Origin of the sequence: Streptomyces paradoxus (assembly GCF_014202475.1) — a bacterium.
GTDB lineage: Bacteria > Actinomycetota > Actinomycetes > Streptomycetales > Streptomycetaceae > Streptomyces > Streptomyces paradoxus.
In genome coordinates this window covers 34987-60989 of record NZ_JACHGV010000012.1, presented here as the reverse complement: position 1 = coordinate 60989, position 26003 = coordinate 34987, and the positions used below count along the sequence as shown (strand labels likewise).

The 26003-nt window shown below is 71.0% G+C and carries 25 protein-coding genes; 11 read left to right on the top strand and 14 right to left on the bottom strand.

Translation table 11 applies throughout. The features are described 5' to 3' along the window. Positions 1–41 precede the first annotated feature (41 nt). Positions 42–188, bottom strand: coding sequence for a hypothetical protein (locus HNR57_RS31725; RefSeq protein ID WP_184565496.1), 147 nt, complete (start codon positions 186–188; stop codon positions 42–44). A gap of 6 nt (positions 189–194) precedes the next feature. Here HNR57_RS31725 and HNR57_RS31720 point away from each other — a divergent pair, with 6 nt between their 5' ends. Next, positions 195–1403 (top strand): trypsin-like serine peptidase, encoded by a 1209-nt coding sequence (locus HNR57_RS31720; protein ID WP_184565494.1) that lies wholly within the window; start codon positions 195–197, stop codon positions 1401–1403. Between the two features lie 104 nt (positions 1404–1507). On the opposite strand, the gene hflX is transcribed toward HNR57_RS31720, so the two are convergent. The 6 genes from hflX to miaA form a co-directional block, all read right to left on the bottom strand. Beyond that, positions 1508–3001, bottom strand: coding sequence for a GTPase HflX (hflX, locus tag HNR57_RS31715; protein WP_184565492.1), 1494 nt, complete (start codon positions 2999–3001; stop codon positions 1508–1510). Positions 3002–3127: 126 nt separating this feature from the next. After that, a complete protein-coding gene (locus HNR57_RS31710) occupies positions 3128–4675 on the bottom strand; it encodes a M1 family metallopeptidase (RefSeq protein WP_184565490.1) in 1548 nt (515 codons plus the stop codon). Positions 4676–4875: 200 nt separating this feature from the next. Next, positions 4876–7050 carry a RelA/SpoT family protein gene (locus tag HNR57_RS31705; protein ID WP_184565488.1) on the bottom strand — a complete coding sequence of 725 codons (2175 nt, stop codon included), beginning with the start codon at positions 7048–7050 and terminating at the stop codon, positions 4876–4878. Between the two features lie 296 nt (positions 7051–7346). Continuing rightward, positions 7347–8219: a diaminopimelate epimerase gene (dapF, locus tag HNR57_RS31700; protein WP_184565486.1), complete on the bottom strand. Its 873-nt coding sequence runs from the start codon at positions 8217–8219 to the stop codon at positions 7347–7349. Between the two features lie 121 nt (positions 8220–8340). After that, on the bottom strand, positions 8341–8853 hold the full coding sequence (locus HNR57_RS31695; RefSeq protein WP_184565671.1) for a hypothetical protein: 513 nt from the start codon (positions 8851–8853) through the stop codon (positions 8341–8343). Positions 8854–8961: 108 nt separating this feature from the next. Continuing rightward, on the bottom strand, positions 8962–9900 hold the full coding sequence (gene miaA, locus HNR57_RS31690; protein WP_184565484.1) for a tRNA (adenosine(37)-N6)-dimethylallyltransferase MiaA: 939 nt from the start codon (positions 9898–9900) through the stop codon (positions 8962–8964). Positions 9901–10082: 182 nt separating this feature from the next. Here miaA and HNR57_RS31685 point away from each other — a divergent pair, with 182 nt between their 5' ends. Together HNR57_RS31685 and HNR57_RS31680 are read left to right on the top strand one after the other, a co-directional pair. After that, positions 10083–10352 (top strand): hypothetical protein, encoded by a 270-nt coding sequence (locus tag HNR57_RS31685; protein WP_184565482.1) that lies wholly within the window; start codon positions 10083–10085, stop codon positions 10350–10352. 26 nt (positions 10353–10378) lie between these two features. After that, positions 10379–10726 carry an antitoxin gene (locus HNR57_RS31680; protein WP_184565480.1) on the top strand — a complete coding sequence of 116 codons (348 nt, stop codon included), beginning with the start codon at positions 10379–10381 and terminating at the stop codon, positions 10724–10726. A 118-nt stretch (positions 10727–10844) separates the two neighbouring features. On the opposite strand, the gene HNR57_RS31675 is transcribed toward HNR57_RS31680, so the two are convergent. From HNR57_RS31675 to HNR57_RS31660, 4 genes are all read right to left on the bottom strand, one after another. After that, positions 10845–11558: a class III extradiol dioxygenase subunit B-like domain-containing protein gene (locus HNR57_RS31675; protein ID WP_184565478.1), complete on the bottom strand. Its 714-nt coding sequence runs from the start codon at positions 11556–11558 to the stop codon at positions 10845–10847. Positions 11559–11616: 58 nt separating this feature from the next. Beyond that, entirely contained in the window at positions 11617–13131 is a 1515-nt protein-coding gene (gene miaB / locus HNR57_RS31670) for a tRNA (N6-isopentenyl adenosine(37)-C2)-methylthiotransferase MiaB (RefSeq protein ID WP_184565476.1), read from the bottom strand. Between the two features lie 66 nt (positions 13132–13197). Continuing rightward, the gene (locus HNR57_RS31665; protein ID WP_184565474.1) at positions 13198–13851 is read right to left on the bottom strand and encodes a response regulator; all 654 of its coding nucleotides are present in this window, start codon (positions 13849–13851) and stop codon (positions 13198–13200) included. Beyond that, positions 13851–14912, bottom strand: coding sequence for a sensor histidine kinase (locus HNR57_RS31660; RefSeq protein ID WP_221343289.1), 1062 nt, complete (start codon positions 14910–14912; stop codon positions 13851–13853). Before HNR57_RS31660 ends, HNR57_RS31665 begins: the two co-directional genes overlap by 1 nt. Before the next feature lie 110 nt (positions 14913–15022). On the opposite strand from HNR57_RS31660, the gene HNR57_RS31655 reads away from it, so the two are divergent. Then, positions 15023–15508, top strand: coding sequence for a cation:proton antiporter regulatory subunit (locus HNR57_RS31655; protein WP_184565472.1), 486 nt, complete (start codon positions 15023–15025; stop codon positions 15506–15508). A gap of 4 nt (positions 15509–15512) precedes the next feature. Further along, complete coding sequence (locus HNR57_RS31650; RefSeq protein ID WP_184565470.1) at positions 15513–16730, top strand: cation:proton antiporter; 1218 nt, start codon at positions 15513–15515, stop codon at positions 16728–16730. A 39-nt stretch (positions 16731–16769) separates the two neighbouring features. On the opposite strand, the gene HNR57_RS31645 is transcribed toward HNR57_RS31650, so the two are convergent. After that, a complete protein-coding gene (locus HNR57_RS31645) occupies positions 16770–17177 on the bottom strand; it encodes a pyrophosphohydrolase domain-containing protein (RefSeq protein WP_184565468.1) in 408 nt (135 codons plus the stop codon). A gap of 97 nt (positions 17178–17274) precedes the next feature. Between HNR57_RS31645 and HNR57_RS31640 the strand changes: the two genes are divergently transcribed. Further along, entirely contained in the window at positions 17275–18276 is a 1002-nt protein-coding gene (locus HNR57_RS31640) for a TAXI family TRAP transporter solute-binding subunit (protein WP_184565466.1), read from the top strand. Between the two features lie 30 nt (positions 18277–18306). Here the strand turns inward: HNR57_RS31640 and HNR57_RS31635 are convergent, their stop codons facing one another. Further along, a complete protein-coding gene (locus HNR57_RS31635) occupies positions 18307–19713 on the bottom strand; it encodes a sensor histidine kinase (protein WP_184565464.1) in 1407 nt (468 codons plus the stop codon). A 9-nt stretch (positions 19714–19722) separates the two neighbouring features. Beyond that, a complete protein-coding gene (locus HNR57_RS31630) occupies positions 19723–20409 on the bottom strand; it encodes a response regulator transcription factor (RefSeq protein ID WP_184565462.1) in 687 nt (228 codons plus the stop codon). Positions 20410–20699: 290 nt separating this feature from the next. On the opposite strand from HNR57_RS31630, the gene HNR57_RS31625 reads away from it, so the two are divergent. From HNR57_RS31625 to HNR57_RS31605, 5 genes are all read left to right on the top strand, one after another. Then, positions 20700–21476: an amino acid ABC transporter ATP-binding protein gene (locus HNR57_RS31625; RefSeq protein WP_184565460.1), complete on the top strand. Its 777-nt coding sequence runs from the start codon at positions 20700–20702 to the stop codon at positions 21474–21476. Positions 21477–21550: 74 nt separating this feature from the next. Further along, positions 21551–22396, top strand: coding sequence for a glutamate ABC transporter substrate-binding protein (locus HNR57_RS31620; protein ID WP_184565459.1), 846 nt, complete (start codon positions 21551–21553; stop codon positions 22394–22396). A gap of 132 nt (positions 22397–22528) precedes the next feature. Beyond that, complete coding sequence (locus HNR57_RS31615) at positions 22529–23206, top strand: amino acid ABC transporter permease (RefSeq protein ID WP_184565457.1); 678 nt, start codon at positions 22529–22531, stop codon at positions 23204–23206. Beyond that, positions 23203–24111, top strand: coding sequence for an amino acid ABC transporter permease (locus HNR57_RS31610; RefSeq protein ID WP_184565455.1), 909 nt, complete (start codon positions 23203–23205; stop codon positions 24109–24111). Before HNR57_RS31615 ends, HNR57_RS31610 begins: the two co-directional genes overlap by 4 nt. Before the next feature lie 280 nt (positions 24112–24391). Then, on the top strand, positions 24392–25999 hold the full coding sequence (locus HNR57_RS31605; protein ID WP_184565453.1) for an FAD-dependent monooxygenase: 1608 nt from the start codon (positions 24392–24394) through the stop codon (positions 25997–25999). Positions 26000–26003 lie beyond the last annotated feature (4 nt).

The following is a 26003-nucleotide window of genomic DNA, read 5'->3' as shown; positions in this document are numbered from 1 at the left end:
CACACCCCGCGGAACCTTCACCGCCCCACCCCGGCACACCCTCAACTCCACGGGCATAGTGGGGTGTCGCGCGGGACGCCGACGCTCACGTCCATGACATGCGCACGTACCGCCCGCACCAGCACCAGCACCAGCACCAGCACCAGCACCAGCACCAGCACCAAATTCGTACGCACAACGGGGGTCACCGCACCATGCGTTCCACACGTACGCCCGCACCAAGGCGCGGGCGGCGCACGGTCCTCGCCGCCGCCGGGCTCGTCACCGCCCTGGCGCTCACCGCGACCGCCTGCGGCGGTTCGGCGGACTCGGCGAGCGACAAGCCCGACGCCACCTCCTCGCAGGCCGCCGCGGACGGCAGCGGCGGCGGCAAGGTCGAGATCCCGGCCGATCTCGCGGGCAAGCTCAAGGAGCACGGGATCGACGTCGACCGCTGGAAGGACGGCGGCTGGAAGGACTGGGACAAGGACAAGTGGCTCACTGACGCCAAGGACTTCGTCAACCCGGTGATCGAGGGCCTCTGGAAGCCGGAGCGGATGCAGTCCGCCGAGGAGGCCGACAAGACGGTCACGACAAAGGACGCGTCGGCCGGCCAGGGCGTCAGCGACCCCGATCCGGCACCTGTCCGGGCGCAGGCCGAGAAGACGCCGTACCACCGCAACGCGGCGCCGGTCGGCAAGGTCTTCTTCGACTCCCCCGACGGCCCGGCCGTCTGCTCCGGCACGGTCGTCAAGGACGTCAACCACCCGGGCAAGTCCAACCTGGTGTGGACGGCGGGCCACTGCGTGCACGCGGGCGGCAACGGCGGCTGGTACCGCAACATCATGTTCGTCCCGGCTTACAACGACCTCGGCAAGTCCGAGGCGGAGATCAGCAACGCGAACCCGGCCGAAGTCGCCCCCTACGGCAACTGGTGGGCGAACTGGGCCTCGACCTCGAACCAGTGGATCCAGGGCGGTTCGGAGAGCGGCGGTGACGGCGCCGCGTACGACTACGCCGTGCTGCACGTGAAGCCGGAGCAGGGCGCCAAGTCCCTGGAGGAGACGGTCGGCGCCGCGCTGGACGTGGACTTCTCCGCCCCGTCCGCGGCCGAGGCCGCCAAGATGGGCGCCTGGGGCTACCCGGCCGCGCCGCCCTACAACGGCGAGAAGATGTTCAAGTGCGTCGACATCCCCGGCCGGTTCTCGCTCAGCCCGTCCCTGCCGACGATGTACCGCATCGGCTGTGACATGACCGGCGGTTCGTCCGGCGGCGGCTGGTTCCGGGTCCTGAACGGCAAGTCGGTGCTGGTCTCCAACACCTCGATCGGCCCGGCCGACAACACCTGGCTGGCCGGTCCGCGGCTGGGCCGCGACGCCGAGGCGCTGTACCAGAACATGAGCAAGACGTACGGCGGTCAGTGACCCGTGCATGCTGAAGGCCCGCTCCCCGGCAACAGGGAGCGGGCCTTCTCGCGTTCGGGCGGGACGCGCTCAGGTCGAGCTCAGAGCGCCCGCCCGGGGCATGCTCAGAGCGCCGGCGCCGGAACGTACGGCGTGAGTTCCGCCGCCAGTTCCTCGTGCACCCGCACCTTGAGCAGGGTGCCCTCCGGGGTGTGCTCCTCGGAGATCACCTCGCCCTCGTCGTGGGCACGGGCGACCAGCTTGCCGTGCGTGTACGGCACGAGCGCCTCGATCTCGACCGACGGGCGGGGCAGCTCGTTGTCGATGAGCGCGAGCAGCTCCTCGATGCCCTGGCCGGTGCGGGCCGAGACGGCGATGGACCGCTTCTCGACGCGCAGCAGCCGCTGGAGCGTCAGCGGGTCGGCCGCGTCCGCCTTGTTGATCACGACGATCTCGGGCACGTCGGTGGCGCCGACGTCCCGGACCACCTCGCGTACGGCGGCCAGCTGCTCCTCCGGGAACGGGTGCGAACCGTCCACCACGTGCAGGATCAGGTCGGACTCGCCGACCTCCTCCATCGTGGAGCGGAACGCCTCGACCAGGTGGTGGGGCAGGTGGCGCACGAACCCGACCGTGTCGGCCAGCGTGTACAGCCGTCCGCTCGGGGTCTCGGCCCGGCGCACGGTCGGGTCGAGGGTGGCGAACAGGGCGTTCTCGACCAGCACGCCTGCGCCCGTGAGGCGGTTGAGCAGCGAGGACTTGCCGGCGTTGGTGTAGCCCGCGATGGCGACGGACGGCACCTTGTGGCGCTTGCGCTCCTGGCGCTTGATCTCGCGGCCGGTCTTCATCTCCGCGATCTCCCGGCGCATCTTCGCCATCTTCTCGCGGATCCGGCGCCGGTCCGTCTCGATCTTGGTCTCACCGGGACCACGGGTGGCGAGGCCGCCGCCCTTGCCGCCGCCCATCTGCCGGGACAGCGACTGGCCCCAGCCGCGCAGTCGCGGCAGCATGTACTGCATCTGCGCGAGGGCGACCTGCGCCTTGCCCTCTCGGGACTTGGCGTGCTGGGCGAAGATGTCGAGGATCAGGGCCGTACGGTCGATGACCTTGACCTTGACGACGTCCTCGAGGTGGATCAGCTGGCCGGGGCTGAGCTCACCGTCGCAGATGACGGTGTCCGCGCCCGTCTCGACGACGATGTCGCGCAGTTCCTCGGCCTTGCCGGAGCCGATGTATGTGGCCGCGTCGGGCTTGTCACGGCGCTGGGTGACGCCGTCGAGCACCAGCGCACCGGCCGTCTCCGCGAGGGCGGCGAGCTCCGCGAGGGAGTTCTCCGCGTCCTGCACGGTTCCCGAGGTCCAGACGCCGACGAGGACGACCCGCTCCAGACGGAGCTGGCGGTACTCGACCTCGGTGACGTCCTCGAGTTCGGTGGAGAGGCCCGCCACACGGCGCAGGGCCGCGCGGTCGGAGCGGTCGAACTGGTCGCCGTCCCGCTCTCCGTCGATCTCGTGGCTCCAGGCGACGTCCTCTTCCATCAGGGCATCGGCCCGAAAACCATCGGGGTGGCTGTGCGCGAAGCGCTTGGAGTCCTGGGAAAAGGAAGAAGAGGAGGTCATTGGATCCTTACGTAGATGGGAAGCCGTTCACTGTCTGCAACGCGCGGGCGGTCCGGGAGATTCCCGGCACCCCGTACCGCGCCGACCTGAAGATGTTCGCACGGCACGGGGCGTCTCGTCACCGGGTTATCGGGCGGGCGTCCTCGCCGCTGGGGCCTGCTTCGCCGGGGCCTGCGACTTCTCTGCCGGCGCCTGCGGCTTCGCGGGCGTCTCCGGCTTCCAGTCCGGGTGGCCCGGCATCGGCGGAGTCTTCTCGCCGTACAGCCAGTCCTGGAAGAAGCCGTCGAGGTCACGCCCGGAGATCTCGGTGGCGAGCCGGACGAAGTCCTCCGTGGTGGCCGTGTCGTCCTGGTGACGGACGACCCAGGCGCGTTGCAGGCGTTCGAAGGCCGGGCGGCCGATCTCCTGGCGCAGGGCGTACAGGACGAGTGCGGCCCCGTCGTAGACGTTGGGCCGGAAAATGCCGGTCTTGCGGGCGGGATCGGGAGCCTTGGGGGCGGCGGGGGGCCCGCCGGCGGCGCGCCAGCGGTCGGAGGCGCCGTAGGCGGCCTTCATCCGGTCCCGCATCGGCTTGCCGGCCTGCTCCTCGGCGTACAGCGCCTCGTACCAGGTGGCGTGCCCCTCGTTGAGCCACAGATCGGACCAGGTGCGGGGGGTGACGCTGTTGCCGAACCACTGGTGGGCCACCTCGTGGACCATGATCGACTCGACGTACCACGGGGGGTAGACCGGGTCGGTGAAGAGTTCCCGTTCGAAGAGCGAGAGCGTCTGGGTCTCCAGTTCGAAGCCGGTGGAGACGTCGGCCACGAGCAGGCCGTACGTCTCGAACGGGTAGCGGCCGACCTTGCTCTCCATCCAGGCGATCTGGCCGGGGGTCTTCTCCAGCCAGGGTTCGAGTGCTTCGCGGTCACGGGTCGGGACGACGTCCCGTAGGGGCAGGCCGTGCGGGCCGGTGCGGTGCAAGACCGTGGAGCGGCCGATGGAGACCTGGGCGAGCTCGGTGGCCATGGGGTGCTGGGTGCGGTAGGTCCAGGTCGTGGACCCGCCGGACTTCTCCACTCCGGCGGGCAGGCCGCCCGCGACGGCCGTGTGACCGTCGGGCGCGGTGACCCGGAAGGTGAACATCGCCTTGTCGGAGGGGTGGTCGTTGCAGGGGAACACCAGGTGCGCCGCGTCGGCCTGGTTGGCCATGGCGAGGCCGTCCGCCGTGCGCACCCAGCCGCCCTCCCGGCCCTTGGCGGGCACGGGGTCACTGGTGTGCCGCACGGTGATCCGCATCCAGGTGCCGTCCGGCACCGAGTCCTCGGGTGTGATCACCAGGTCCTCGCCCGCGGAGCGGAACTCTGCGGGGTCGCCGTCGACCTCGACCGACTCGACCTTGCCGTGGGCGAAGTCCAGGTTGACGCGGTCCAGGTCGGCGGTCGTCCAGGCGTCAAGGGTGGTGACGGCCGCCATCGGCTCGCTGTTGTTGCCGGGGTAGGTGAAGGCGAGGTCGTACGACACCACGTCGTAGCCCGGGTTGCCGAGGTAGGGGAAGAGGCGGTCGCCGACGCCGAGCGGGACGACGGGGGCGCTCGCGGCGACGAGACAGACGGAGACGGCCGAGGTGAGCAGGGCGGCGGCGGTCCGGCGACGGATGGGGGTGGTGGCCTGGCTGTGGGGGGTCAGGAGCATGCCCCACCGCTATCAACGCGCGGGTGAGCGGCGCGGACGGCGCGCTTTCGTCCCACCCGAACCGGGGACCGGGGCCTGCGCCGGGTGCCGCCGCGGCCGCCCGGGAGGCGCTCCTGGAAGATGTCCCGCAGGCCTCCACGGGCCACCGCGGGAAGCCGTCCTGCATGACCGCAAGGAGGCCGCTCGCCCGCCCGGGCCCGTCAGCCGCCCTGCGGTTGCGGCTGTGCCCGGCTGACGTCGTACACCCCGGCCACGTTGCGCATCGCGCGCATGAGGGCGGGCAGGTGGCCGGCGTCCGGGAGCTGCACGGTGTAGGTGTGGCGCACCTGCTGCTGGGTCGGGGGCTCGACGGTCGCCGAGACGATCTCGGCGCCCTCGGAGGCCATGGCCTCGGTGAGGTCGGCCAGCAGATGGGGACGGACGAACGATTCGGCGACCAGCGTGACCCGGCACTCGGCGGCCTCTCCCCAGCGCACGCCGACCGCCGCACGCCCCCCGTCCTTCATGCGCGCTACGGCGGGGCACTCCACGCGGTGCACGGTGACCGCTCCCCCGCGTACCGCGAAGCCGGTGATCTCGTCGGGCGGTACGGGCGTGCAGCAGCGGGCGAGCCGGACGGTCGCTGCGGGCAGGTCGGCGAGGACGTGCCCGGTGGCGGGGCGGTCGGCGGGCTGCTCGGGTGCTCCGCCGGGGTCGGGCACGTCGGCGGGCCGGAGCGCTGTCCGGTCCTCGGGGATCCGGGCCTCGCTCTGCTGGGACTCCGCCTGCGCCGGATGTGCGGTCAGCCACCGCTGGATGGCGATCCGGGCCGCGGGTGTGTGGGCGTGCTCCAGCCACTCCCGGGAGGGCTCGGACGCCGGGTCCTGGCCCATGAGGAGCTGGACGGTGTCGCCGTCCTTCAGGACGGTGCTCAGCGTCGCCAGGCGGCCGTTCACCCGGGCGCCGATACAGGCGTGCGCGTCCTCGCCGTACTGCGCGTAGGCGGCGTCCACGCAGGTCGCGCCCTCGGGCAGGCCGAGGGCGCCGCCGTCGGGCCGGAAGACGGTGATCTCACGGTCCTGGGCGAGGTCCTCACGCAGGGTCGACCAGAAGTGGTCGGGGTCGGGCGCCGCCTCCTGCCAGTCGAGGAGCCGGGAGAGCCAGCCGGGGCGGGTGGGGTCGACGCGCTCGCCGTCGGCCGGATCGTCGGGGGCCGGTGCGTACGGGTTGCCGAGGGCGACGACGCCGGCCTCGGCGACCTTGTGCATCTGGTGCGTGCGGATGAGGACCTCGACGACCTGGCCGTCCTCGCGCGCCACGGCCGTGTGCAGCGACTGGTAGAGATTGAACTTCGGTACGGCGATGAAGTCCTTGAACTCGGAGACCACGGGCTTCATACACGTGTGCAGTTCGCCCAGGACGCCGTAGCAGTCGGCGTCCTCGTTCACCAGGACCAGGACGCGGCCGAAGTCGGAGCCGCGGAGCCGGCCGCGTTTGCGGGAGACGCGGTGCACCGAGACGAAGTGGCGTGGCCGGATGAGGACTTCGGCCGTGATGTCCGCCTCGCGGAGCACGCCGCGCACCTCGTCGGCGACTTCGGCGAGCGGGTCGTCGGCGCGGGCGGCGTTGCGGACGATCAGCTCCCGGGTGTGCGCGTACTCCTCGGGATGCAGGATCGCGAAGACCAGGTCTTCCAGTTCGGTCTTGAGCGCCTGGACGCCGAGCCGTTCGGCGAGCGGGATGAGCACGTCACGTGTCACCTTCGCGATGCGCTCCTGTTTCTCGGGGCGCATGACGCCGAGGGTGCGCATGTTGTGCAGCCGGTCGGCGAGTTTGATCGACATGACGCGCACGTCGTTGCCGGTGGCGACGAGCATCTTGCGGAAGGTCTCGGGCTCGGCCGCGGCGCCGTAGTCGACCTTCTCCAGTTTGGTGACGCCGTCGACGAGGTAGCGGACCTCCTCGCCGAACTGGTCGCGGACCTGGTCGAGTGTCACGTCCGTGTCCTCGACGGTGTCGTGCAGCAGGGACGCGGTCAACGTCGTCGTCTCGGCGCCCAGTTCGGCCAGGATCAGGGTCACGGCGAGCGGGTGGGTGATGTACGGCTCGCCGCTCTTGCGCATCTGGCCGCGGTGCGAGGACTCGGCCAGGACGTAGGCGTGGCGCAGGGGTTCGAGGTCCGCGTCGGGGTGGTGGGCGCGGTGGGCCTCGACGACATGGCTGATGGCGTCGGGCAGCCGGCCGCGGGCGGCGGGGCCGAGCAGGGCCGCGCGGCCCAGGCGGCGCAGGTCGATCCGGGGGCGGGCCTTTCTGCGGGGGGCTGTCGGCGTCACCGGTCCTGACACCGCGCCCGGCATCGGGCCTGGGGTCACGGAATTCGTGGCCTCCGCACTCATGGGCACCTCCGGCTGCGTCAACCGGCGGACGGGGTGCCCCAGAGCGGACACGGCTCAGGGGGCGGCTTCGGTCCCCCGTCCGGGCCGGTGCTTGATGCTACCGAGCCCACCACGCCCGACTGGCCGCCTCTCGCCGAGCGTGAAACTGATCACCCATTCGAGGGATGAATGTGAGGTTTGTACCCCCGCCGGTCATGAGCTTCACAGTGCGATTCCCGCCAACTGGCCGATAAGAAGCGGTGGTTTCGGGTCGGGCGGCCGACGGTGCGCGGGTGTTTCAGGACGCCCGTTCCGGCTCACGCGGACGTGGCAGCTGCCAGCCAGTCCGCGTCGATCTCGCCCTCGGCCACGATCACGGCCGGGCCGGTCATCTCGATCTCGCCGTCGGGCCGCTCCGTGATCACCAGGGTGCCGCCGGGGACGTCCACGGTGTAGGTCACGGGGGTGCCGGTGGCCGCCGGGTCGGCGCCGTCGCGGCGGGCGGTGGCCACGGCGACCGCGCACGCGCCCGTGCCGCACGAGCGGGTCTCACCGGAGCCGCGCTCGTGCACGCGCAGCGCGACGTGCCTGGGGCCGCGGTCGACCACGAACTCGACGTTCACACCGTCCGGGTAGGCGGCGGCCGGGCTGAAGGGGGGTGCGGAGAACAGGTCGCCCGCGTGCGCCAGGTCGTCCACGAAGGCGACCGCGTGCGGGTTGCCCATGTTGACGTTCCGCGCGGGCCAGCTGCGCTCGCCGACGCTCACCGTGACGTCGCCCCCGGGGAGCACCGCCCGGCCCATGCCGACGGTCACGTCGCCGTTCTTGGCGAGGTGCACGGTCTTCACGCCCCCGCGCGTGGCGACCGCGAGGTCTCCCTCGGTGACGTGACCGGCGCGCTGGAGGTAGCGCGCGAACACCCGCACGCCGTTGCCGCACATCTCCGCGATCGAGCCGTCGCCGTTGCGGTAGTCCATGAACCACTCCGCCTCGGCCGCCATCTCCTCGGCCTCCGGGTGGGCGGCGGAGCGGACGACGTGCAGCAGCCCGTCACCGCCGATGCCCGCGCGCCGGTCGCACAGGGCGGCGACGGCGGCCGGGGGCAGGTCGATGGTGTTCTCGGGGTCCGGGACGATCACGAAGTCGTTCTCGGTGCCATGACCCTTGAGGAAGGCGATCCGCGTGCTCATGCCTCGATCGTAAGGGCTGCCTGCGACAGTGCCCCTCGGCGCCTACGACGGTGCCCCTCGATGCCTGCGACGGCACCCCACCGCGCCTACGACAGCGCCCCTCGGCGCCGGTACCGCGCGATCAGCGCAGCCGCGCCACGCGCCACACGGCGAGGACCACCACGACGGCCACGACCAGGGCGTACGCGAGGACGACCCGCCAGTCGGGTCTGCGGCCGGAGCCGCGGGCCGGCAGGCCCGGCCAGGTGTAGCCGACGCGGCGGGCGGCCATCATGCCCCAGCCGGCCGCGCAGGAGCAGATCAGCAGGCCCAGCATGGCGATGACCGCCCCGCTGTCGCCGAAGTCGAAGGCGAGCGGGAACGCGAACATCAGGGAGCCGAGTGCCGCGAGACCCACGATGGGGGCCAGCTGCCAGATGCGGAGCCGGCGCTGCGGGCGCAGCTCGACCTCGACCTCGTCGGCGAACATCTCGCCGGGCTCGGGACCGTCGTCCGTCACACCCTGCGTCTCGTCGGGCCCGTCGGAGCTGAGGTGGTCCGCCTCCTGCTCAGGGGCGGCCCCGGCCTCCATCTCATCCCGCTCGGCGGTGATGTGATCGGTGCTTCGTGCGGTGTCGCGAGGGCCGGCCTCCATCGCCACGCGCCCTCCCAACTAGGACTCAACTCGGTCGATCGAAGCTCGATGATGGCACGCCGCCGAAGGACCGGATGACGGCCTGGGCGTCCCGATGCCATGACGTGATCAGGCTGTAACCGGTCGTTCGACCAAGGACAGCGCGAGCTGCGGAAGTTCCGTGAGATCGGCTGCCGCCCCACTCAACCAGTGCACCCGCGGGTCGCGCCTGAACCATGAATCCTGGCGGCGCGCGAAGCGCTTGGTGGCACGGACGGTCTCGGTCCGCGCTTCCTCCAGGGTGCACTCCCCGGCGAGCGCCGCGAGCACCTGCTGGTAACCGAGCGCGCGCGAGGCCGTACGCCCTTCACGCAACCCCTGCGCCTGAAGTGCGCTCACCTCGTCCACAAGGCCCGCGTCCCACATCCGGTCGACCCGCCGCGCGATGCGCTCGTCGAGCTCGGGGCGGGCCACGTCGACGCCGATCTGAAGCGTGTCGTACACCGAGTCGTGCCCAGGGAGGTTGGCCGTGAAGGGTTTGCCGGTGATCTCGATCACCTCCAGGGCGCGGACGACCCGGCGGCCGTTGCTCGGCAGGATCGCGCGTGCGGCCTCGGGGTCGGCGGCGGCCAGGCGGGCGTGCAGCGCGCCGGGGCCGCGCAGCGTGAGTTCCTCCTCCAGGCGGGCGCGGACCTCGGGGTCGGTGCCGGGGAACTCCAGGTTGTCGACGGCCCCGCGCACATAGAGTCCGGAGCCGCCGACCAGGATCGGCCACCGGCCCTGGGCGAGCAGGGCGTCGATCCGCTCCCGCGCGAGGCGCTGGTACTCGGCGACGGATGCCGTGACGGTCACGTCCCAGATGTCCAGCAGGTGGTGGGGGACGCCGTCACGCTCTTCGGGCGTCAGCTTGGCGGTGCCGATGTCCATCCCTCGGTAGAGCTGCATGGAGTCGGCGTTGACGACCTCACCGCCGAGACGCTGGGCGAGAAAGACGCCCAGATCGGACTTTCCGGCCGCAGTAGGTCCGACGACGGCGATGACGCGGGGGGCGGGGGGTGCACTGCTCACCGCCCCAGTCTCGCAAACCTCGAACCCTGGTCTCGAACGAGTTACGTGACGCCACGGCCGCGGGGTCGTTGCCCGTTGCGAGGTTCCTGCCGCCGGATCGCGGAGGCGGCGGCCCGGGCCGGGCAAACCGACGCACCGGGCAACGCGGGATTTCGCCCGCACGAGTAACGTATGGAGTGGATATGGGTGTTTTTGCGCGACTTCTCCGGCGGTCGAAGGCCACGGCGGAGACGCCTGCAGCCGAGGCTCGGACCGACACGGCGACGGCCGGGGCCGAGGAGGAGGCGGCCGAGGCCACCGGGGCGAAGGGCACCGACGGAGCCGGGCAAGCGGCGAAGCCGGCCGACGAGGCCGCCGCCGAGGTCACCGAGTCCGAGGGCGTCGACATCCCCAAGCAGCAGTCCACCGAGAAGGCGGCCGACAACGAGGCCGGCGAGGGCGCCCGTACATGACCGCCCCGCCCGAGGGAAGGTGAGCCATGGGTCTCCTGCACAACGTCAAAGCCAAGCTGGGCCCGGCCAAGGGCAAGGTCTCGGACCTCGCACAGCGGCACGAGGGCAAGATCCACCACGGTCTCGACAGGGCTGCCCATGCCGTCGACAAGAGGACCAAGGGCAAGTACAGCGACAGGATCCAGTCGGGCACGGGCCGGGCCAAGGGCGCCATGGGCCGCCTCGCGCACCAGGGCGAGAGTGGACCGCACGGGGGTGGCACGACTCCGCCGCCGGGCAAGGGGGCCATGCCGCCGGAAGCGCGCCGCACAGCACCACCGCGGGACCCGGGTGGCACCACGCCGCCGGACGACGCACCACCGCCCGCTTCCTGACGCGGACACCGGCACTCTGAAGGGCACATCGGCGGACGGCCGCGGAGCTCCCGGCTCCCGGCCGTCTCCGCCGTTTCCCGCTCCTGCCTGTTCGCTGTCCACCGGCCTGCCGCCCGCCTCACGACCAGCTGGCGACGATGTATCCCACGCCGTACGGAGCGTCCTCGTAGAGCAGCGATCCGCCGAGGTCAGCGCCCTCGGCCGCGCCCGCCAGGACCTGCCAGGGGGCCCGGCCGGACGCCTTCAGCTCGTGGGCCAGGCCGGTGTCGAGCGCGGTGAGTGCGGCACCGTCCGCTGCGCCGAGCGCCCGTGCGACCTCCGCGTCGAACGGAGCCGCCCGTTCGTCCAGATACCCGGGGGCCTTGAGTGTCCGGCACGCGCTGGCGTCGCCCATCACCAGCAGGGCCACTCGCTCGTCCAGGGCGCCGATGTCCCTCCCGGTCCGCGCGCACAGTCCGGACGGGTACGACTGCCCCACCCCGATCCCCTCGACCGGGGCGCCGGACCACTCGGTCCGCTCCAGCAGCCAGGCGGCCACCGCCAGCGCGTACGGCAGCCGCGGACGCGGGTCCGCGCCCCCGGCCACTCCCAGCCGTACGTCGAGGTCGACGCCGAAGCCCCGGAAGGACCCCGCCGCTCCCTCCGGGTACGACTCGGTACCGGCGCCGTCCACCGGGCCGACGACCACGAGCCGGCCGGGCTGGGCGGCGGCGAGCACACCCAGTGCGTCCGTGCAGGCGTCCCGCGCGGCGTCCAGTTCCGGGGCGGCACCCGTGGCGATCTCGGGCACCAGCAGGGGCGGGCAGGGGCAGACAGCGGCGGCGACAAGCATGATCGGCAGGGTAACTCTCAGGGGCCGCTGCCACCGCACAGGGCGGCAGCGGTCCGGGTCAGTCGCAACCGCACCCGCTCGCCACGGCCGGCAGGGGCTCGGGGGCGCCGATCTTCGGCAGTCCCAGCATCACACCCACGGGCTTGGCCTTCTCGGCGGCGTTCCGCTTCTCCCAGGCGTCGCCGGCGCGCGTACGGCGCACGTTCAGCACGGGCCCCTCGGCAAGGAGGTGGTGCGGGGCGGCGTAGGTGATCTCTACCGTGACCACGTCGCCGGGGCGGACCTCCTGGTCCGGCTTGGTGAAGTGGACCAGGCGGTTGTCGGGGGCGCGGCCGGACAGGCGGTGGGTGCTGTCGTCCTTGCGGCCCTCGCCCTCGGCGACCATCAGTTCCAGGGTGCGGCCGACCTGCTTCTTGTTCTCCTCCCAGGAGATCTCTTCCTGGAGGGCGACGAGCCGCTCGTAGCGCTCCTGGACGACCTTCTTGGGGATCTGGCCGTCCATCTCGGCGGCCGGGGTGCCGGGGCGCTTGGAGTACTGGAAGGTGAAGGCCTGGGCGAAGCGGGCCTCGCGCACCACGTGCAGCGTCTGCTCGAAGTCCTCCTCGGTCTCGCCGGGGAAGCCCACGATGATGTCCGTGCTGATCGCGGCGTGCGGGATGGCGGCGCGGACCTTCTCGATGATCCCCAGGAAGCGGTCCTGGCGGTAGGAGCGGCGCATCGCCTTCAGGACCGGGTCGGAGCCGGACTGGAGCGGCATGTGCAGCTGCGGCATCACGTTCGGCGTCTCGGCCATGGCGGCGATGACGTCGTCGGTGAAGTCGCGCGGGTGCGGGGAGGTGAAGCGGACGCGCTCCAGGCCTTCGATCTTCCCGCAGGCGCGCAGCAGCTTGCTGAAGGCCTCGCGGTCGCCGATGTCGGAGCCGTACGCGTTGACGTTCTGACCGAGCAGCGTGATCTCGGAGACGCCTTCGGCGACCAGGGCCTCGATCTCGGCGAGGATGTCGCCGGGGCGGCGGTCCTTCTCCTTGCCGCGCAGGGCCGGGACGATGCAGAAGGTGCAGGTGTTGTTGCAGCCGACGGAGATGGAGACCCAGGCCGCGTAGGCGCTCTCGCGGCGGGTGGGCAGCGTCGAGGGGAACGCCTCCAGCGACTCGGCGATCTCGACCTGCGCCTCGTCCTGCACGCGCGCGCGTTCCAGCAGAACGGGGAGCTTGCCGATGTTGTGCGTGCCGAAGACGACGTCCACCCAGGGCGCCCGCTTCACGATGGTGTCGCGGTCCTTCTGCGCGAGGCAGCCGCCGACCGCGATCTGCATGCCGGGGCGGCTCGCCTTCTTCGGGGCGAGGTGGCCGAGGTTGCCGTACAGCTTGTTGTCGGCGTTCTCCCGCACGGCGCAGGTGTTGAAGACGACGACGTCCGCCTCGTCGGCGCCCTCGGGGGCGCGGACGTAGCCCGCGTCCTCCAGCAGTCCGGACAACCGCTCGGAGTCGTGGACGTTCATCTGGCACCCGTAGGTGCGTACCTCGTATGTGCGCGTGCCGCCCACTGACTGGCTCCGGTCGATGCTGCTCATGGGGACAAGGGTAGGCGGTCGGCAAGCGTGGCTGGGCCGCCTGTGGACAACCGCCCGGCACCGGCCTCAGGGCTCGATGAGCCCGGCCCTGATCGCGTAGCGGGTCAGCTCCAGGCGGTCGCGCATGCCGAGCTTCTGGAGGAGGTTGGCCCGGTGGCGCTCGACCGTCTTGGCGCTGATGAAGAGCAGTTCGCCGATCTCCTTCGAGGTGTGGCCCTCGGCGACCAGCTTGAGGATCTCCTCCTCGCGTTCGGTGACGGCCCTCTCCGGCAGGCCGTCGCCCCGGTGCAGCCGCTCCAGGTAGGAGCGGACGAGGGCGCGTTCGGCGCCCGGGTAGATGAACGGCTCGTCGCGCACGGCCGCCCGGCAGGCCTCGACCAGATCACGGTCAGCGACGGACTTGAGGACGTAGCCGCCGGCCCCGGCCCTGAGCGCCTCGAAGAAGTACTCCTCGTTGTCGTACATCGTCAGGATGAGGATGTGCAGGCCGGGCAGCCGCCGGGAGAGTTCCCGGGCTGCCTGGAGGCCGGTCATCCGGGGCATGGCAACGTCCAGGACGGCAAGGTCCACCGGCGTTTCCCGGGCCTTGGCGACGGCCTCGGCCCCGTCGCCGGCCTCGGCGACGACCGTCAGGTCCGGTTCCCCGTCCAGGATGAGGCGCACGCCCCGGCGTACGAGGGTGTGGTCGTCGGCGAGCAGGACGCGGATCTGTGGGGACATCAGCGGGGTCCTTCCGTCGCCGGCACACCCGCGGTCACCGGTATGCGCAGCCGTATGTCGGTGCCCCCGCCCGGGGCCGGTTCCAGGGCCAGGGCGGCGCCGATCAGCAGGGCGCGTTCGCGCATGCCCGTGATGCCGGCGCCCTCGGGGGCGTGGCCGATACCCGTGCCGTTGTCGCGTACGAGGAGTTCGACGCCGCCGGGGAACGGCTGGAGGCGGAGTTCGGCCCGGTTGGCGGCGGCGTGCCGGGCGGTGTTGGTCAGTCCCTCCTGGGCGACCCGGTAGACGACGAGTTCCGCCTCCGGGGTCAGGGCAGGGAGGTCGCCGGTGACGTGGTGGCGCACGGTCAGCCCGTGCGTCGTGAACTCGCCGGCGAGCGACCGCAGCGCGCTCGCCAGTCCCAGTTCCTCCAGGACGCCGGGGCGCAGCCTCCGGGCGATCCGGCGGATCTCGTCCAGGCCGGCCCGGGTCGCCTCCTGCGCCTGGCCGACCTCCTCGCGAAGGTCCTCGGGCGCCCGGTCGGCGACGCGCTTGAGCTGGAGGAGGACGGCGGTCAGGGTCTGCCCGACCTCGTCGTGGAGCTCCCGTGCGATCCGGTGGCGTTCGCTCTCCTGCGCGGACAGCGCCCGGGCGGCGCCTGCGGCCCGTTCGGCCTCCAGCCGGTCGAGCATCGTGTTGTACGTCGTGATCAGTCCGGCCGTCTCCGCCGGTCCCGCGACCACCGGACGGGAGCCCGGGCGCAGCAGGTCCGCGGTGGCCATGGCTTTGTCCAGGCGCTGGAGGGGCACCAGGCCGAACCGGAGCACGAGGGCATTGCCCGCGAGCAGCACCACCAGGCCGCAGAGCAGGACGAGGGCCTCGCCCGCGAGGACGGGGGTGGACACGGTGACCGGGCCGAGCAGCAACGCCGTGGCCACGACCAGACCGGCGGCATTGAGCGAGAAGATCCGCCAGAACAACGACACGCTTCCCTGTCCGCTCCTTCCCGCCTCGGCACCGTGCAGCGCCCCCTCCACCTTCTCCGGCGGCCGGCCGCTGCGTATATCCGTCACGACACCCATGTCGTCACCGTACGGCCGGATGGGAGCATGCGAACTTGACCCGTTCGGTGATCGAGAACGTTCAGCGGACCGACAAAGCACGACAAACGAGACGAACAAGGGGAAGCATCGTGTCAGCTCCGCGCCTGAGGGCGACGCCTCTGCCGGGTATCGGGGTCCAGTACGACCTGGAGACCCGGGAGCACCGCCATCTGTCGGTGGTGGCGCACCGCGACGGCACGCGCACGGTGAACGTGTACCGGCCCGACGATCCGGACTCCTGCGCCCAGTCCCTGAAGCTGACCGGCTCGGAGGCGGGGTCGCTGATCGACGCGCTGAAGCCGTCCCACCACAGCCCGAGCCTGCTGTACACCACCGATCTGGGGCTGGTCGCCGAGCGGATCGAGGTGGCCGCCACCTCGCGCTGGAACGGACGGCTGCTGGGCGACATGCGGATGCGGACGGAGACGGGCGCCTCGGTGGTGGCCGTGCTGCGCCGGGCCGAGGCCATCCCGTCGCCCGCGCCGGACTTCCGGCTGGCCGGTGGTGACACTCTGATCGTCGTCGGGACCCGTGAGGGTGTCGACGCGGCCGCGACCATACTCGAGCGGGAGTGAGCCGTTGCACTCCGCGGTTCTGCTCATCGAGTTCGGTTCCATCATTCTCGGCCTCGGCCTGCTGGGCCGGTTCGCCGGCCGCTTCCAGCTCTCGCCGATACCTCTCTACCTCCTGGCCGGTCTGGCCTTCGGTGAGGGCGGTCTGCTGCCGCTGGGCGCGAGCGAGGAGTTCGTCGCCATCGGCGCGGAGATCGGCGTCATCCTCCTGCTGCTGATGCTGGGCCTGGAGTACACGGCGACCGACCTGGTCTCCAACCTCAAGACCCACTACCCCTCCGGTCTGGTCGACTGCGCCCTCAACGCGCTGCCCGGCGCCGCCGTGGCACTGCTGCTCGGCTGGGGGCCGGTGGCCGCCGTCGTCCTGGCGGGTGTCACCTGGATCTCGTCGTCCGGCGTGATCGCGAAGGTGCTGGGCGACCTGGGCCGGGTCGGCAACCGGGAGACGCCGGTGATCCTCAGCGTGCTGGTGCTGGAGGATCTGGCGATGGCGGTGTACCTGCCCATCGTCACGGCGCTGGTGGCGGGCGTCGGGCTGATGGCCGGGAGCGTGACCCTGGCGATCGCGCTGGGCGCGGCCGGGCTCGTGCTGTTCCTGGCCGTGCGCTACGGCAGGCTCATCTCGCGGTTCGTCTCCAGCGACGACCCGGAGAAGCTGCTCCTGGTCGTACTGGGTCTGACGATCCTGGTCGCGGGTGTCGCGCAGCAGCTCCAGGTGTCGGCGGCGGTGGGGGCGTTCCTGGTGGGCATCGCTCTCTCGGGAGAGGTCGCGGAGGGTGCGCACACCCTGCTGAGCCCCCTGCGTGACCTGTTCGCGGCGGTCTTCTTCGTCTTCTTCGGGCTGCACACCGACCCGTCGAGCATCCCGCCCGTCCTGCTGCCCGCCCTCGGACTGGCCGTCGTCACCGCGCTGACGAAGATCGCCACCGGGTACTGGGCGGCCCGGCGGGCCGGGATCTCCGTGAAGGGCCGCTGGCGGGCAGGCGGCGCGCTGGTGGCCCGCGGCGAGTTCTCCATCGTCATCGCCGGCCTGGCGGTCGCGGCCGGCGTCGAACCGTCCCTCGGCCCGCTGGCCACGGCCTATGTACTGATCCTGGTCGTCCTGGGACCGCTCACCGCGCGCTACACCGAGCCGGTGGCGACCTGGTGGGCCCGGCGCCGCGAGCCCAGCCGCCCGGAGCCCGCGCCCCGGACGGCCGAGGCCGAGGCACCGGTCGCCGACTGAGGAGAGAGTGAGCCGGGCGGCCCGGAGCGTGCCCCCTGGTCAGGCGCCCCCGCCCGGCACCCACCCCTGCCTGCGCAGCACCCCCCGTACGTCCGGCGCCTCGTAGTGCTCCCCCTTGAGGACCTTGCCGTCCTCGCGGCGGGAGACCGAGCCGTCAGGGCCGATCTTCGTCATGTTGGAGCGGTGGATCTCCGCGAGCACCGCGTCCAGGTCGATGCCGTGGACGAGGGCGGTGCCGTACGCGACGTAGACCACGTCCGCCAGTTCGTGCGCGAGCCGGTCGAGCGGGCCGTGCACCGACACCTCGGCGACCTCCCCGGCCTCCTCCGCGAGAAGCTCACCCCGGTGGGCCGCCAGTTCCGGTGAGACCTCCGTGGGCGTACTGCGGGCGTCCAGGCCGAAGGCGAGGTGGAAGGCACGGACCAGGTCGGCGGGCGAAGAGCTCATACGGGCGACTGTAGTGGCGCCCACTGACAGTCCCCCGTCCCGGCCTTGTGACCCCTGCCCTGGTCAGCGGGGCACCCCGGCTGGCAGGATCGCCCGCATGTCCAGAACGCTCCCCCCTGTCAGCAGGCGCCGGGCCCTGCAGGGCGGCACCGCCGCCCTCGTGGTCCTCGGCCTGCTGCTGTGGTGGCTGCGTCCTTGGGCGCAGGAGCCGCCGAGCGGGACGATCACGTTCAGCACAGGCACCCGCGCGGGGGTCTACCACGAGTACGGGGAACTCCTGCGCAACGAGATCGACAAGGACATGCCCGACCTTAAGGTGCGGCTGCTGACCAGTGCCGGCTCGCAGGAGAACGTCGCCGATGTGGCGACCGGCAAGGCCGACTTCGCGATCGCCGCTGCCGACGCGGTCGCCACGTACAAGCTCGACAACAGCCCGGGGGCCGACCGGTTGCGCGGCCTCGCCCGCCTGTACGACGACTACGTCCAGCTCGTCGTGCCGCCCGACTCGGACATCCGCTCCGTCGCCGACCTGCGGGGCAAGCGCGTGGCCATAGGGCTGCCCGACTCCGGCGTACGGCTGATAGCCAACGGTGTGCTCAGGGCGGCCGGCATCGACCCGGAGAAGGACATCGAGCCGTCCTCGGACGGCATCGACACCGGGCCCAAGCGCCTGGGGCACGGCCTCGACGCGTTCTTCTGGTCGGGCGGGCTGCCCACGGACGGTCTCAGCCGCCTGGCCAAGAAGTCGGCATCGGCCTTCCGCTTCGTGCCGATCGACGCCACGCTTGTGGCCAAGCTGCACGACCAGGGCGGCGCCACGCGCTACTACCGCGCCACGAAGATGCCGGAGTCGGCCTACCCCCGCATCCAGCGCGGCAAGCCGGTTCCGACCCTCGCGGTGTCCAACCTGCTGGTCACCCGCACCGACATGGATCCCCGGCTCACCGAGTGGCTGACCCGCACGGTGCTGGACAGCCGGGACCTCATCGGGGCGACCGTCCACTCCGCCCAGCTGGTCGACGTCCGCACGGCGATCTACACCGACCCGCTGCAACTGCATGTAGGCGCCCAGCGCTACTACCAGTCGGTCAAGCCGTAGCCCCCGGACCCTCCCGCTCCCCGCCCTCCGTCACGCCGTGGGCGCGGACCGCGGCACCGCCACCGTCACCTTCAGCCCGTGCGGCTCGTGACGGTCGTACGCGATCGAACCGCCGCCCGCCGCGAGCAGCGCCCGCGAGATGGACAGCCCGAGGCCCGAGCCCTTGATGTTCTGGTGCCGGCCGCTGCGCCAGAAGCGGTCACCGACCCGGGCCAGCTCCTCGTCGGTGAGGCCGGGGCCGTGGTCGGTGACGACGACGGTGGACGTGTCGCCGTGGGAGGTGACGCTCACCTCGACGGTCTCGTCCTCGGGCGTGAACTTCACCGCGTTGTCGATGACCGCGTCCAGCGCGCTGGACAGAGCGACCGGGTCGGCCCACGCGGTCGTCGGCGGGCAGTCCCCCACCAGGCGCACGCCCTTGGCCTCGGCGGTCGGGGCCCAGGCGGCGAGACGTTCGGCGGCGAGCTCGCCGATGTCGGTGACCATCAGATCGGCCTCGGTGTGCTCCGCCAGCGCCAGGTCGAGCAGGTCGTCGAGGACCTGCGCGAGGCGCTTGCCCTCGGCCTGGACCGAGGCGATCTCCTTGTTGCCCTCGGGCAGTTCGAAGGAGAGCAGTTCGATGCGCAGCAGCAGCGCCGCGAGGGGGTTGCGCAGCTGGTGCGAGGCGTCGGCGACGAAGGCGCGCTGCTGCTCCAGCACGTCCTCCACGTTGTCGGCCATCTCGTTGAACGACCGGGCCAGGCGCTGGAGCTCCGGCGGCCCGCCGGCGGCCGCGACCCGGGACTTGAGCCGGCCGGTGGCGATGTCGTGGGTGGTGGCGTCCAGGACCCGTACGGGCTTGAGCACCCAGCCGGTCAGCCGCAGGGCGGCGCCGACGGCCAGCAGCATCGCGGCGAACTCACCCGCGCCGATGACCAGCCAGCCATGCAGCGTGCGCGAGCGCATCTGCCCCGTGGGCGAGTCGGTGACGACGACCGCGACGACATCACCGTCCCGGATGACCGGCGAGGCCACCACGAGGTTGCGGCGCTGCCAGGGCCACACCTGCTTCGGGTCGTGGCTGCGGCGGCTGAGCTTCGCCTCGTCGAAGGCGTCCCGGACCTCGCCCTCCTTGGGCAGGGACCACTTGGCCGGTGCGTGGGCCATCGGCCTGCCGGTGCGGTAGAAGACACCGGAGCGGATGCCGTAGACCTCGTAGTAGCTGCGCAGCTCGCTGCTGAGGGTGGCCAGGCGCTCGTTCTCGAACGCGCCGGTGGTCCCGTCGGGCGAGTCGGTGACGAACTGCGCGAGGGCGGCGAAGCGGGCCGTGTCGTCGATCCGGTCGACGACGACCTTCTGCTGCTGCGCCCCGGCGAGGCTGACGGCGAGCGGGACACCGAGGGCGAGCAGCACGGCCGCCATCAGGATGATGAGCAGCGGGAGCAGACGAGTGCGCACCCGGCCCCGCTACCCGGCAGGCGCGACGAGCCGGTAGCCGACTCCGCGTACGGTCTCGATGAGGGCCGGCATCCGCAGCTTGGCGCGCAGGGACGCGACGTGCACCTCCAGGGTGCGCCCGGTCCCTTCCCAGCTGGTCCGCCACACCTCACTGATGATCTGCTCCCTGCGGAAGACCACCCCGGGCCGCTGCGCGAGCAGGGCCAGCAGGTCGAACTCCTTGCGGGTCAGCTGGACCACCGACCCGTCCACGCTGACCCGGCGGGTGGGCAGCTCGATGTGCACCGGGCCGAGCCGCAGCTCGGTCTCGATGCCGCTGGAGGTGTCCTCGTGGGAGGTGCGCCGGCTCACGGCGTGGATGCGGGCGAGCAGTTCCCCGGTGTCGTAGGGCTTCACCACGTAGTCGTCGGCGCCCAGATTGAGGCCGTGGATGCGGGAGCGCACGTCGGAGCGGGCGGTGACCATGATCACCGGGGTGGCGGTGCGCTTGCGGATCTTGCCGCAGACCTCGTATCCGTCCTGGTCGGGCAGGCCGAGGTCGAGGAGGACGACGCCGAAGCAGTCGCCCTCGGGAACGAGGGCCTGAAGGGCTTCCTCACCGCTGCGCGCGTGCGTGACGTCGAACCCGTGCCGCGCCAGAACCGCCGACAGGGCGGCGGCGACGTGGTTGTCGTCCTCGACGAGCAGCAGTCTCACCCGGGCTCCCTTCGGTTCACTGGCCGTACGATCTAGATGTGTACAAAAACGCGTGCACGCGCGCGCGTGCACCTTGTGCAGTCACGCTGATGAATGAGGACGGCGTCAAGAGGGTTCCGGTTGCGGACCGCTTCCGTTACCCGGCTGGTATGAGCGCCGCTCCCAAGTGCTACGACACGTGTCCGATTGCTATCGGATCGTGATGCTCAGATTCCCCTCAGATGTAATGACGCAGGTCGTACGGGGTTACTACTGTCCTCCGAAACCGAGGAGGACGGAGCCTGAGAGCGATGACCGAAGTATCGGTGGCCAAGGAAGATGTGGCCGCGACCGGAGAACTGGTCGTCCTGAAGAGCGTCAACAAGCACTTCGGCGCGTTGCACGTACTCCAGGACATCGACCTGACGATCGCCCGCGGTGAAGTCGTCGTGGTCATCGGACCCTCCGGGTCCGGCAAGTCCACCCTGTGCCGCACCATCAACCGCCTGGAGACGACCGACTCCGGCTCGATCACGATCGACGGCAACCCGCTGCCCGCCGAGGGCAAGGCACTGGCGAAGCTGCGCGCCGACGTCGGGATGGTCTTCCAGTCCTTCAACCTCTTCGCGCACAAGACCGTGCTCGAGAACGTGATGCTCGGCCAGATCAAGGTCCGCAAGAAGGACAAGAAGGCGGCCGAGGAGCGGGCCCGGGCCCTGCTCGACCGGGTCGGCGTGGGCGCGCAGGCCGAGAAGTACCCGGCTCAGCTCTCCGGCGGCCAGCAGCAGCGCGTCGCCATCGCACGGGCGCTGGCCATGGAGCCGAAGGTGATGCTCTTCGACGAGCCGACCTCCGCGCTCGACCCCGAGATGATCAACGAGGTGCTGGAGGTCATGCAGCAGCTCGCCCGCGACGGCATGACCATGATCGTCGTCACCCATGAGATGGGTTTCGCACGATCGGCTGCAAACCGCGTGGTGTTCATGGCGGACGGCCGAATCGTCGAGGAGGCTGCGCCCGACCAGTTCTTCAGCAATCCGCGCAGCGATCGTGCCAAGGACTTCTTGTCGAAGATCCTGCATCACTAAGGCGCGTGTCGCCCACGCGACGATCCGCGTCACCCGCAACCACGGTTTTCTCTTCACGGCAAAGGATGTTCACAATGAAGCTCCGCAAGGTCTCCGCTGCGGCCGCCACCGCTCTCGTCCTCGGCCTGACCGCCACCGCCTGTGGTGGCGACGACGGCGGTGACTCGAACGGCTCCGGCTCCGGCGGCGGCGACAAGATCAAGATCGGCATCAAGTACGACCAGCCCGGTCTGGGCCTGAAGGAGCCCGACGGTTCCTTCTCCGGCTTCGACGTGGACGTGGCGACGTACGTGGCCAAGGAACTGGGCTACGAGCCCGACCAGATCGAGTGGGTCGAGACCAAGAGCGCCGACCGTGAGAACGCGCTGTCCCGCGGCGACGTGAAGATGATCGCGGCCACGTACTCGATCACCGACGAGCGCAAGCAGAAGGTCGACTTCGCCGGTCCGTACCTGCTGGCCCACCAGGATCTGCTGGTGAAGACGGACTCGGACATCAAGGAGGGCACGGACCTCAACGGCAAGAAGCTGTGCTCGGTGGCCGGCTCCACCTCGGCCCAGAACGTCAAGGACGAGATCGCACCGAAGGCCCAGCTCCAGCGTCTCGGCGGCTACTCGGAGTGCATCGCCGGTCTGCAGAGCGGCGCCCTCGACGCCGTGACCACGGACGACTCGATCCTCGCCGGCTTCGCGGCGCAGGAGCAGTACAAGGGTCAGTTCAAGCTCACCGGGCTCAAGCTGAGCAACGAGAACTACGGCATCGGTGTCAAGAAGGGCGACACCGCGACCGTGAACAAGATCAACGACGCACTGGAGAAGATGGTCAGCGACGGCGCCTGGGAGAAGGCCGTCAAGGACAACTTCGGCCCGGCGAACTACAAGAACGAGCCTGCCCCGAAGATCGGCCAGATCGTCCAGTAACGCGGGACTCCGCCGACGCAGGATCCCCGCGATCACAGCGGGGATCCGCAGGCGCGCCGCCGCCCCTAGCTTCTCCGGCGGCGGCGCGGCACGTCCGCTGCCCAAGCCACACACCCGGAAGCGCGGGAGATCGTGTTCGACTTTCTATCTGACTATGACGACCCGACCCTGTTGGGTGCCTTCTGGGTCACGGTGCAGCTCACCGTCCTCTCGGCCATCGGATCCCTGATCTGGGGCACCCTGCTGGCGGCCATGCGGGTCAGCCCTGTTCCGCTGATGCGCGGGTTCGGCACCGCCTATGTGAACATCGTCCGGAACATCCCTCTCACCGTCATCATCGTCTTCACCTCGCTCGGCCTCGCCAACATCTTCGGCGTGACGATGGGCGTCCCCGACGACTTCGAGGCCAAGGCATTCCGCCTGGCGGTGCTCGGCCTGGTCGCCTACACCGGCGCCTTCGTCTGCGAGGCGATCCGCTCGGGCATCAACACAGTGCCTGTCGGCCAGGCGGAGGCGGCCCGAGCCATCGGGCTGAGTTTCAGCCAGGTCCTGCGGCTCATTGTGTTGCCGCAAGCGTTCCGCTCGGTTATCGGGCCGTTGGCGAACGTGCTGATCGCGCTGACCAAGAACACGACAGTGGCGGCCACGATCGGCGTGGCGGAGGCCGCCCTCCTGATGAAGGACATGATCGAGAACGAGGCTCAGACAGTGCTCATCGGCGCGGTCTTCGCCTTCGGTTTCGTGGTACTGACCCTGCCCACCGGCCTGATCCTCGGCTGGCTGAGCAAGCGACTGGCGGTAAAGCGATGACGTCCATTCTCTACGACGCCCCCGGCCCGCGGGCCAAGCGGCGCAACGTGCTCTTCTCGGTGGTCTTCTTCGTCCTGCTGGCCCTGCTTCTGTGGTGGATCTGGCAGACCATGGACGAGAAGAACCAGCTGGAGTGGGCTCTGTGGAAGCCCTTCACCACCTCCGAGGCCTGGACGACGTACCTGCTGCCAGGCCTGGCCGACACCCTGAAGGCCGCCGCCCTCTCGATGGTCATCGCCCTCCCGCTGGGCGCCGTCCTCGGCATCGCACGCATGTCCGACCACCGTTGGGTGCGCATCCCGTCCGGCGCGGTGGTCGAGTTCTTCCGGGCGATCCCGGTGCTGCTGCTGATGCTGTTCGCCAACGAGTTCTACGTCCGCTCCACGGGCATCCCGAGCGATGAGCGGCCCCTGTACGCGGTGGTCACCGGCCTGGTGCTCTACAACGCCTCGGTGCTCGCCGAGATCGTACGCGCCGGCATCCTGTCCCTGCCCAAGGGCCAGTCGGAAGCCGCCATGGCGATCGGCCTGCGCAAGGGCCAGACGATGAGCAGCATCCTGCTGCCCCAGGCCGTCACCGCCATGCTTCCGGCCATCGTCAGCCAGTTGGTCGTCATCGTGAAGGACACCGCGCTGGGCGGCGTGATGCTCGGGTTCACCGAGTTGCTCAACACACGCAGCACCCTCGCGGCCAACTACGCGAACGTCATCCCCAGCTTCATCGTGGTGGCGGTCATCTTCATCATCCTGAACTTCATCCTCACGTCCTTCGCCTCCTGGCTGGAGCGCAGGCTTCGCCGCAGCAAGCGGAGCACGGGTGCTGTTCTCGGTGCCGACAAGGTCGACGACGTCAACGCGGCCGAGGTGGGTGGCACCTACGGCACCGGTGCCGGCGGCACCATCTGACGCTCGTTCACCCCCTTCTCCTGTGGCCCGCCGGGTTTCCGGCGGGCCACAGGCGTGCCGAGCGGAATCCAGCCGGTGACGCCCACCCCTGACACCTCCTCAAGTGACGAGTGCGCCGCCCCGATACCCTCGATGCGGTTCCATGATCGCCACCAGCCCCTCGTCACTTGACGCAAGCACCGGCAATGGGTTGCATACGTTCTGTGATCGTGCACCCTGCTCAAACTTCCTGTTCACCCACGTCTCTCAGGACACCACCGCGGGCAGGGGGCGCCACGCCGTGGACCCGGTGATCATCGTCGGAGCTGGGCCCGTCGGGCTCACGCTCGCCCTTGCGCTGGCGCGTCAGGAAGTTCCCTGCGTCGTCCTCGACGAGGGCCCGGGCAAGGACGAACCCCGCGCGGCGCGCACCGTCGTCCTGCGCGAGGACACCGCCGCCCTGATGGAACGGCTCACCGGCATGCCCCTCGCCCGAGCCGGTGCGCACTGGGCCGGATGGCGGTCGATGCGGCGCAAGCAGGTGATGCGCGAGGTCGTCTTCGACGGCACCGAGCCCGCTCCCCTGCACATCGCCCAGCACGTGCTGACCGGCGCCCTGCGCGCCGCCCTCACCGGCGAACGGCTCGTCAAAGTCGCCGTGGAGAGCCGCCTCGACGGGATCGAGCAGGAGCCGTCCGGCGTCACCGCTCACACTCGCGGCCCCAAGGGCACCTGGTGGCGCGGCAGTTTCCTGGTCGGCTGCGACGGCCCCCGCTCGACCGTGCGCAAGATCCAGGACATCCGCTTTCCGGGCCGTACGGCGGTGGAACGTCACGCCGTCGCCGCGCTCCGCACGGAACTGCCCTGGCAGGACGAGGCGTTGCTGCATCGTCTGCCGCCGTGGCGCATGTCCGGTCCCTCCGCCGGCGAAGTCACCGCCCGACCGCTGCCGGACGGCGTCTGGCGTCTGGACTGGCTCCTGCCGCCCGGCAAGGACCTGGTCACACCCGAACTGCTGCTCACCCGTATCCGGGAGACCCTGGCCGGCTGGGCGGGCGGCACGACCCCGCCGTACGAGCTGCTGGACACCGGTGTCCACACCGTCCACCACCGGCTGGCCCGCCGCTGGCGCGCCGACCGCGTGTTCCTCGCCGGGGACGCCGCCCACCTGCTCGGCGCGCTGGGCACGCACGGGCTGGACGAGGGCCTGCGGGACGCCGACAACCTCGCCTGGAAACTGGCCCTGGCCTGGCACCACGGGCCGCACGAAGCGCTCCTCGACAGCTACCAGACGGAACGCCGGGCGGTCGTCGCCGCCCGGCTCCGCGCCGCCGACCAGGCGCTGCCACTGCTGCGCGGCGGCGCAGGGCTGCGCGCCGTCGTCCCCGGTTCGTCCCGGGGCCACGACGCCCTCCTCACGGAGGGTCACCTGGGGCACGGCCAGCTCGGCGCGCCGGGGGCGTACGCCGACTCGCCGCTCGCGCCCCAGCACCTCGAAGGACAGGTCCCGGTCGACACAGCGCTCGGCGCACCGGTCACCGACGTGCGGGTCACCGCGGAGGACGGCACCTTCGTACGGCTACGGGACCGGCTCGGCCGCGGCGCTCTGCTCGTCGTGCTCATCGCGCCGGGCACGGGCGTCTGGGAGCGCAAGCACTGGGTCAGCGCCGGCATCATGCCGCAGCTCGCGGCGGCGGTCACGGCACTGCCGCACCCCGCCGAGCTGCTCGTCGCCGAGAGGTATCCGGGCGCCGCCGCGCACACGGTGCTTCTGGTGCGTCCCGACGGTCACCTCGTCACCGCGCTGGGCGGAGTGCGCCCGGCCGACCTGTACGCGGCGGCGGAGGCCACGGTGGGCGGACCGGTGAAGGCGCAGGCAGAGGCCGGTGCTTCGGCCGGCTCGCGCTGACATC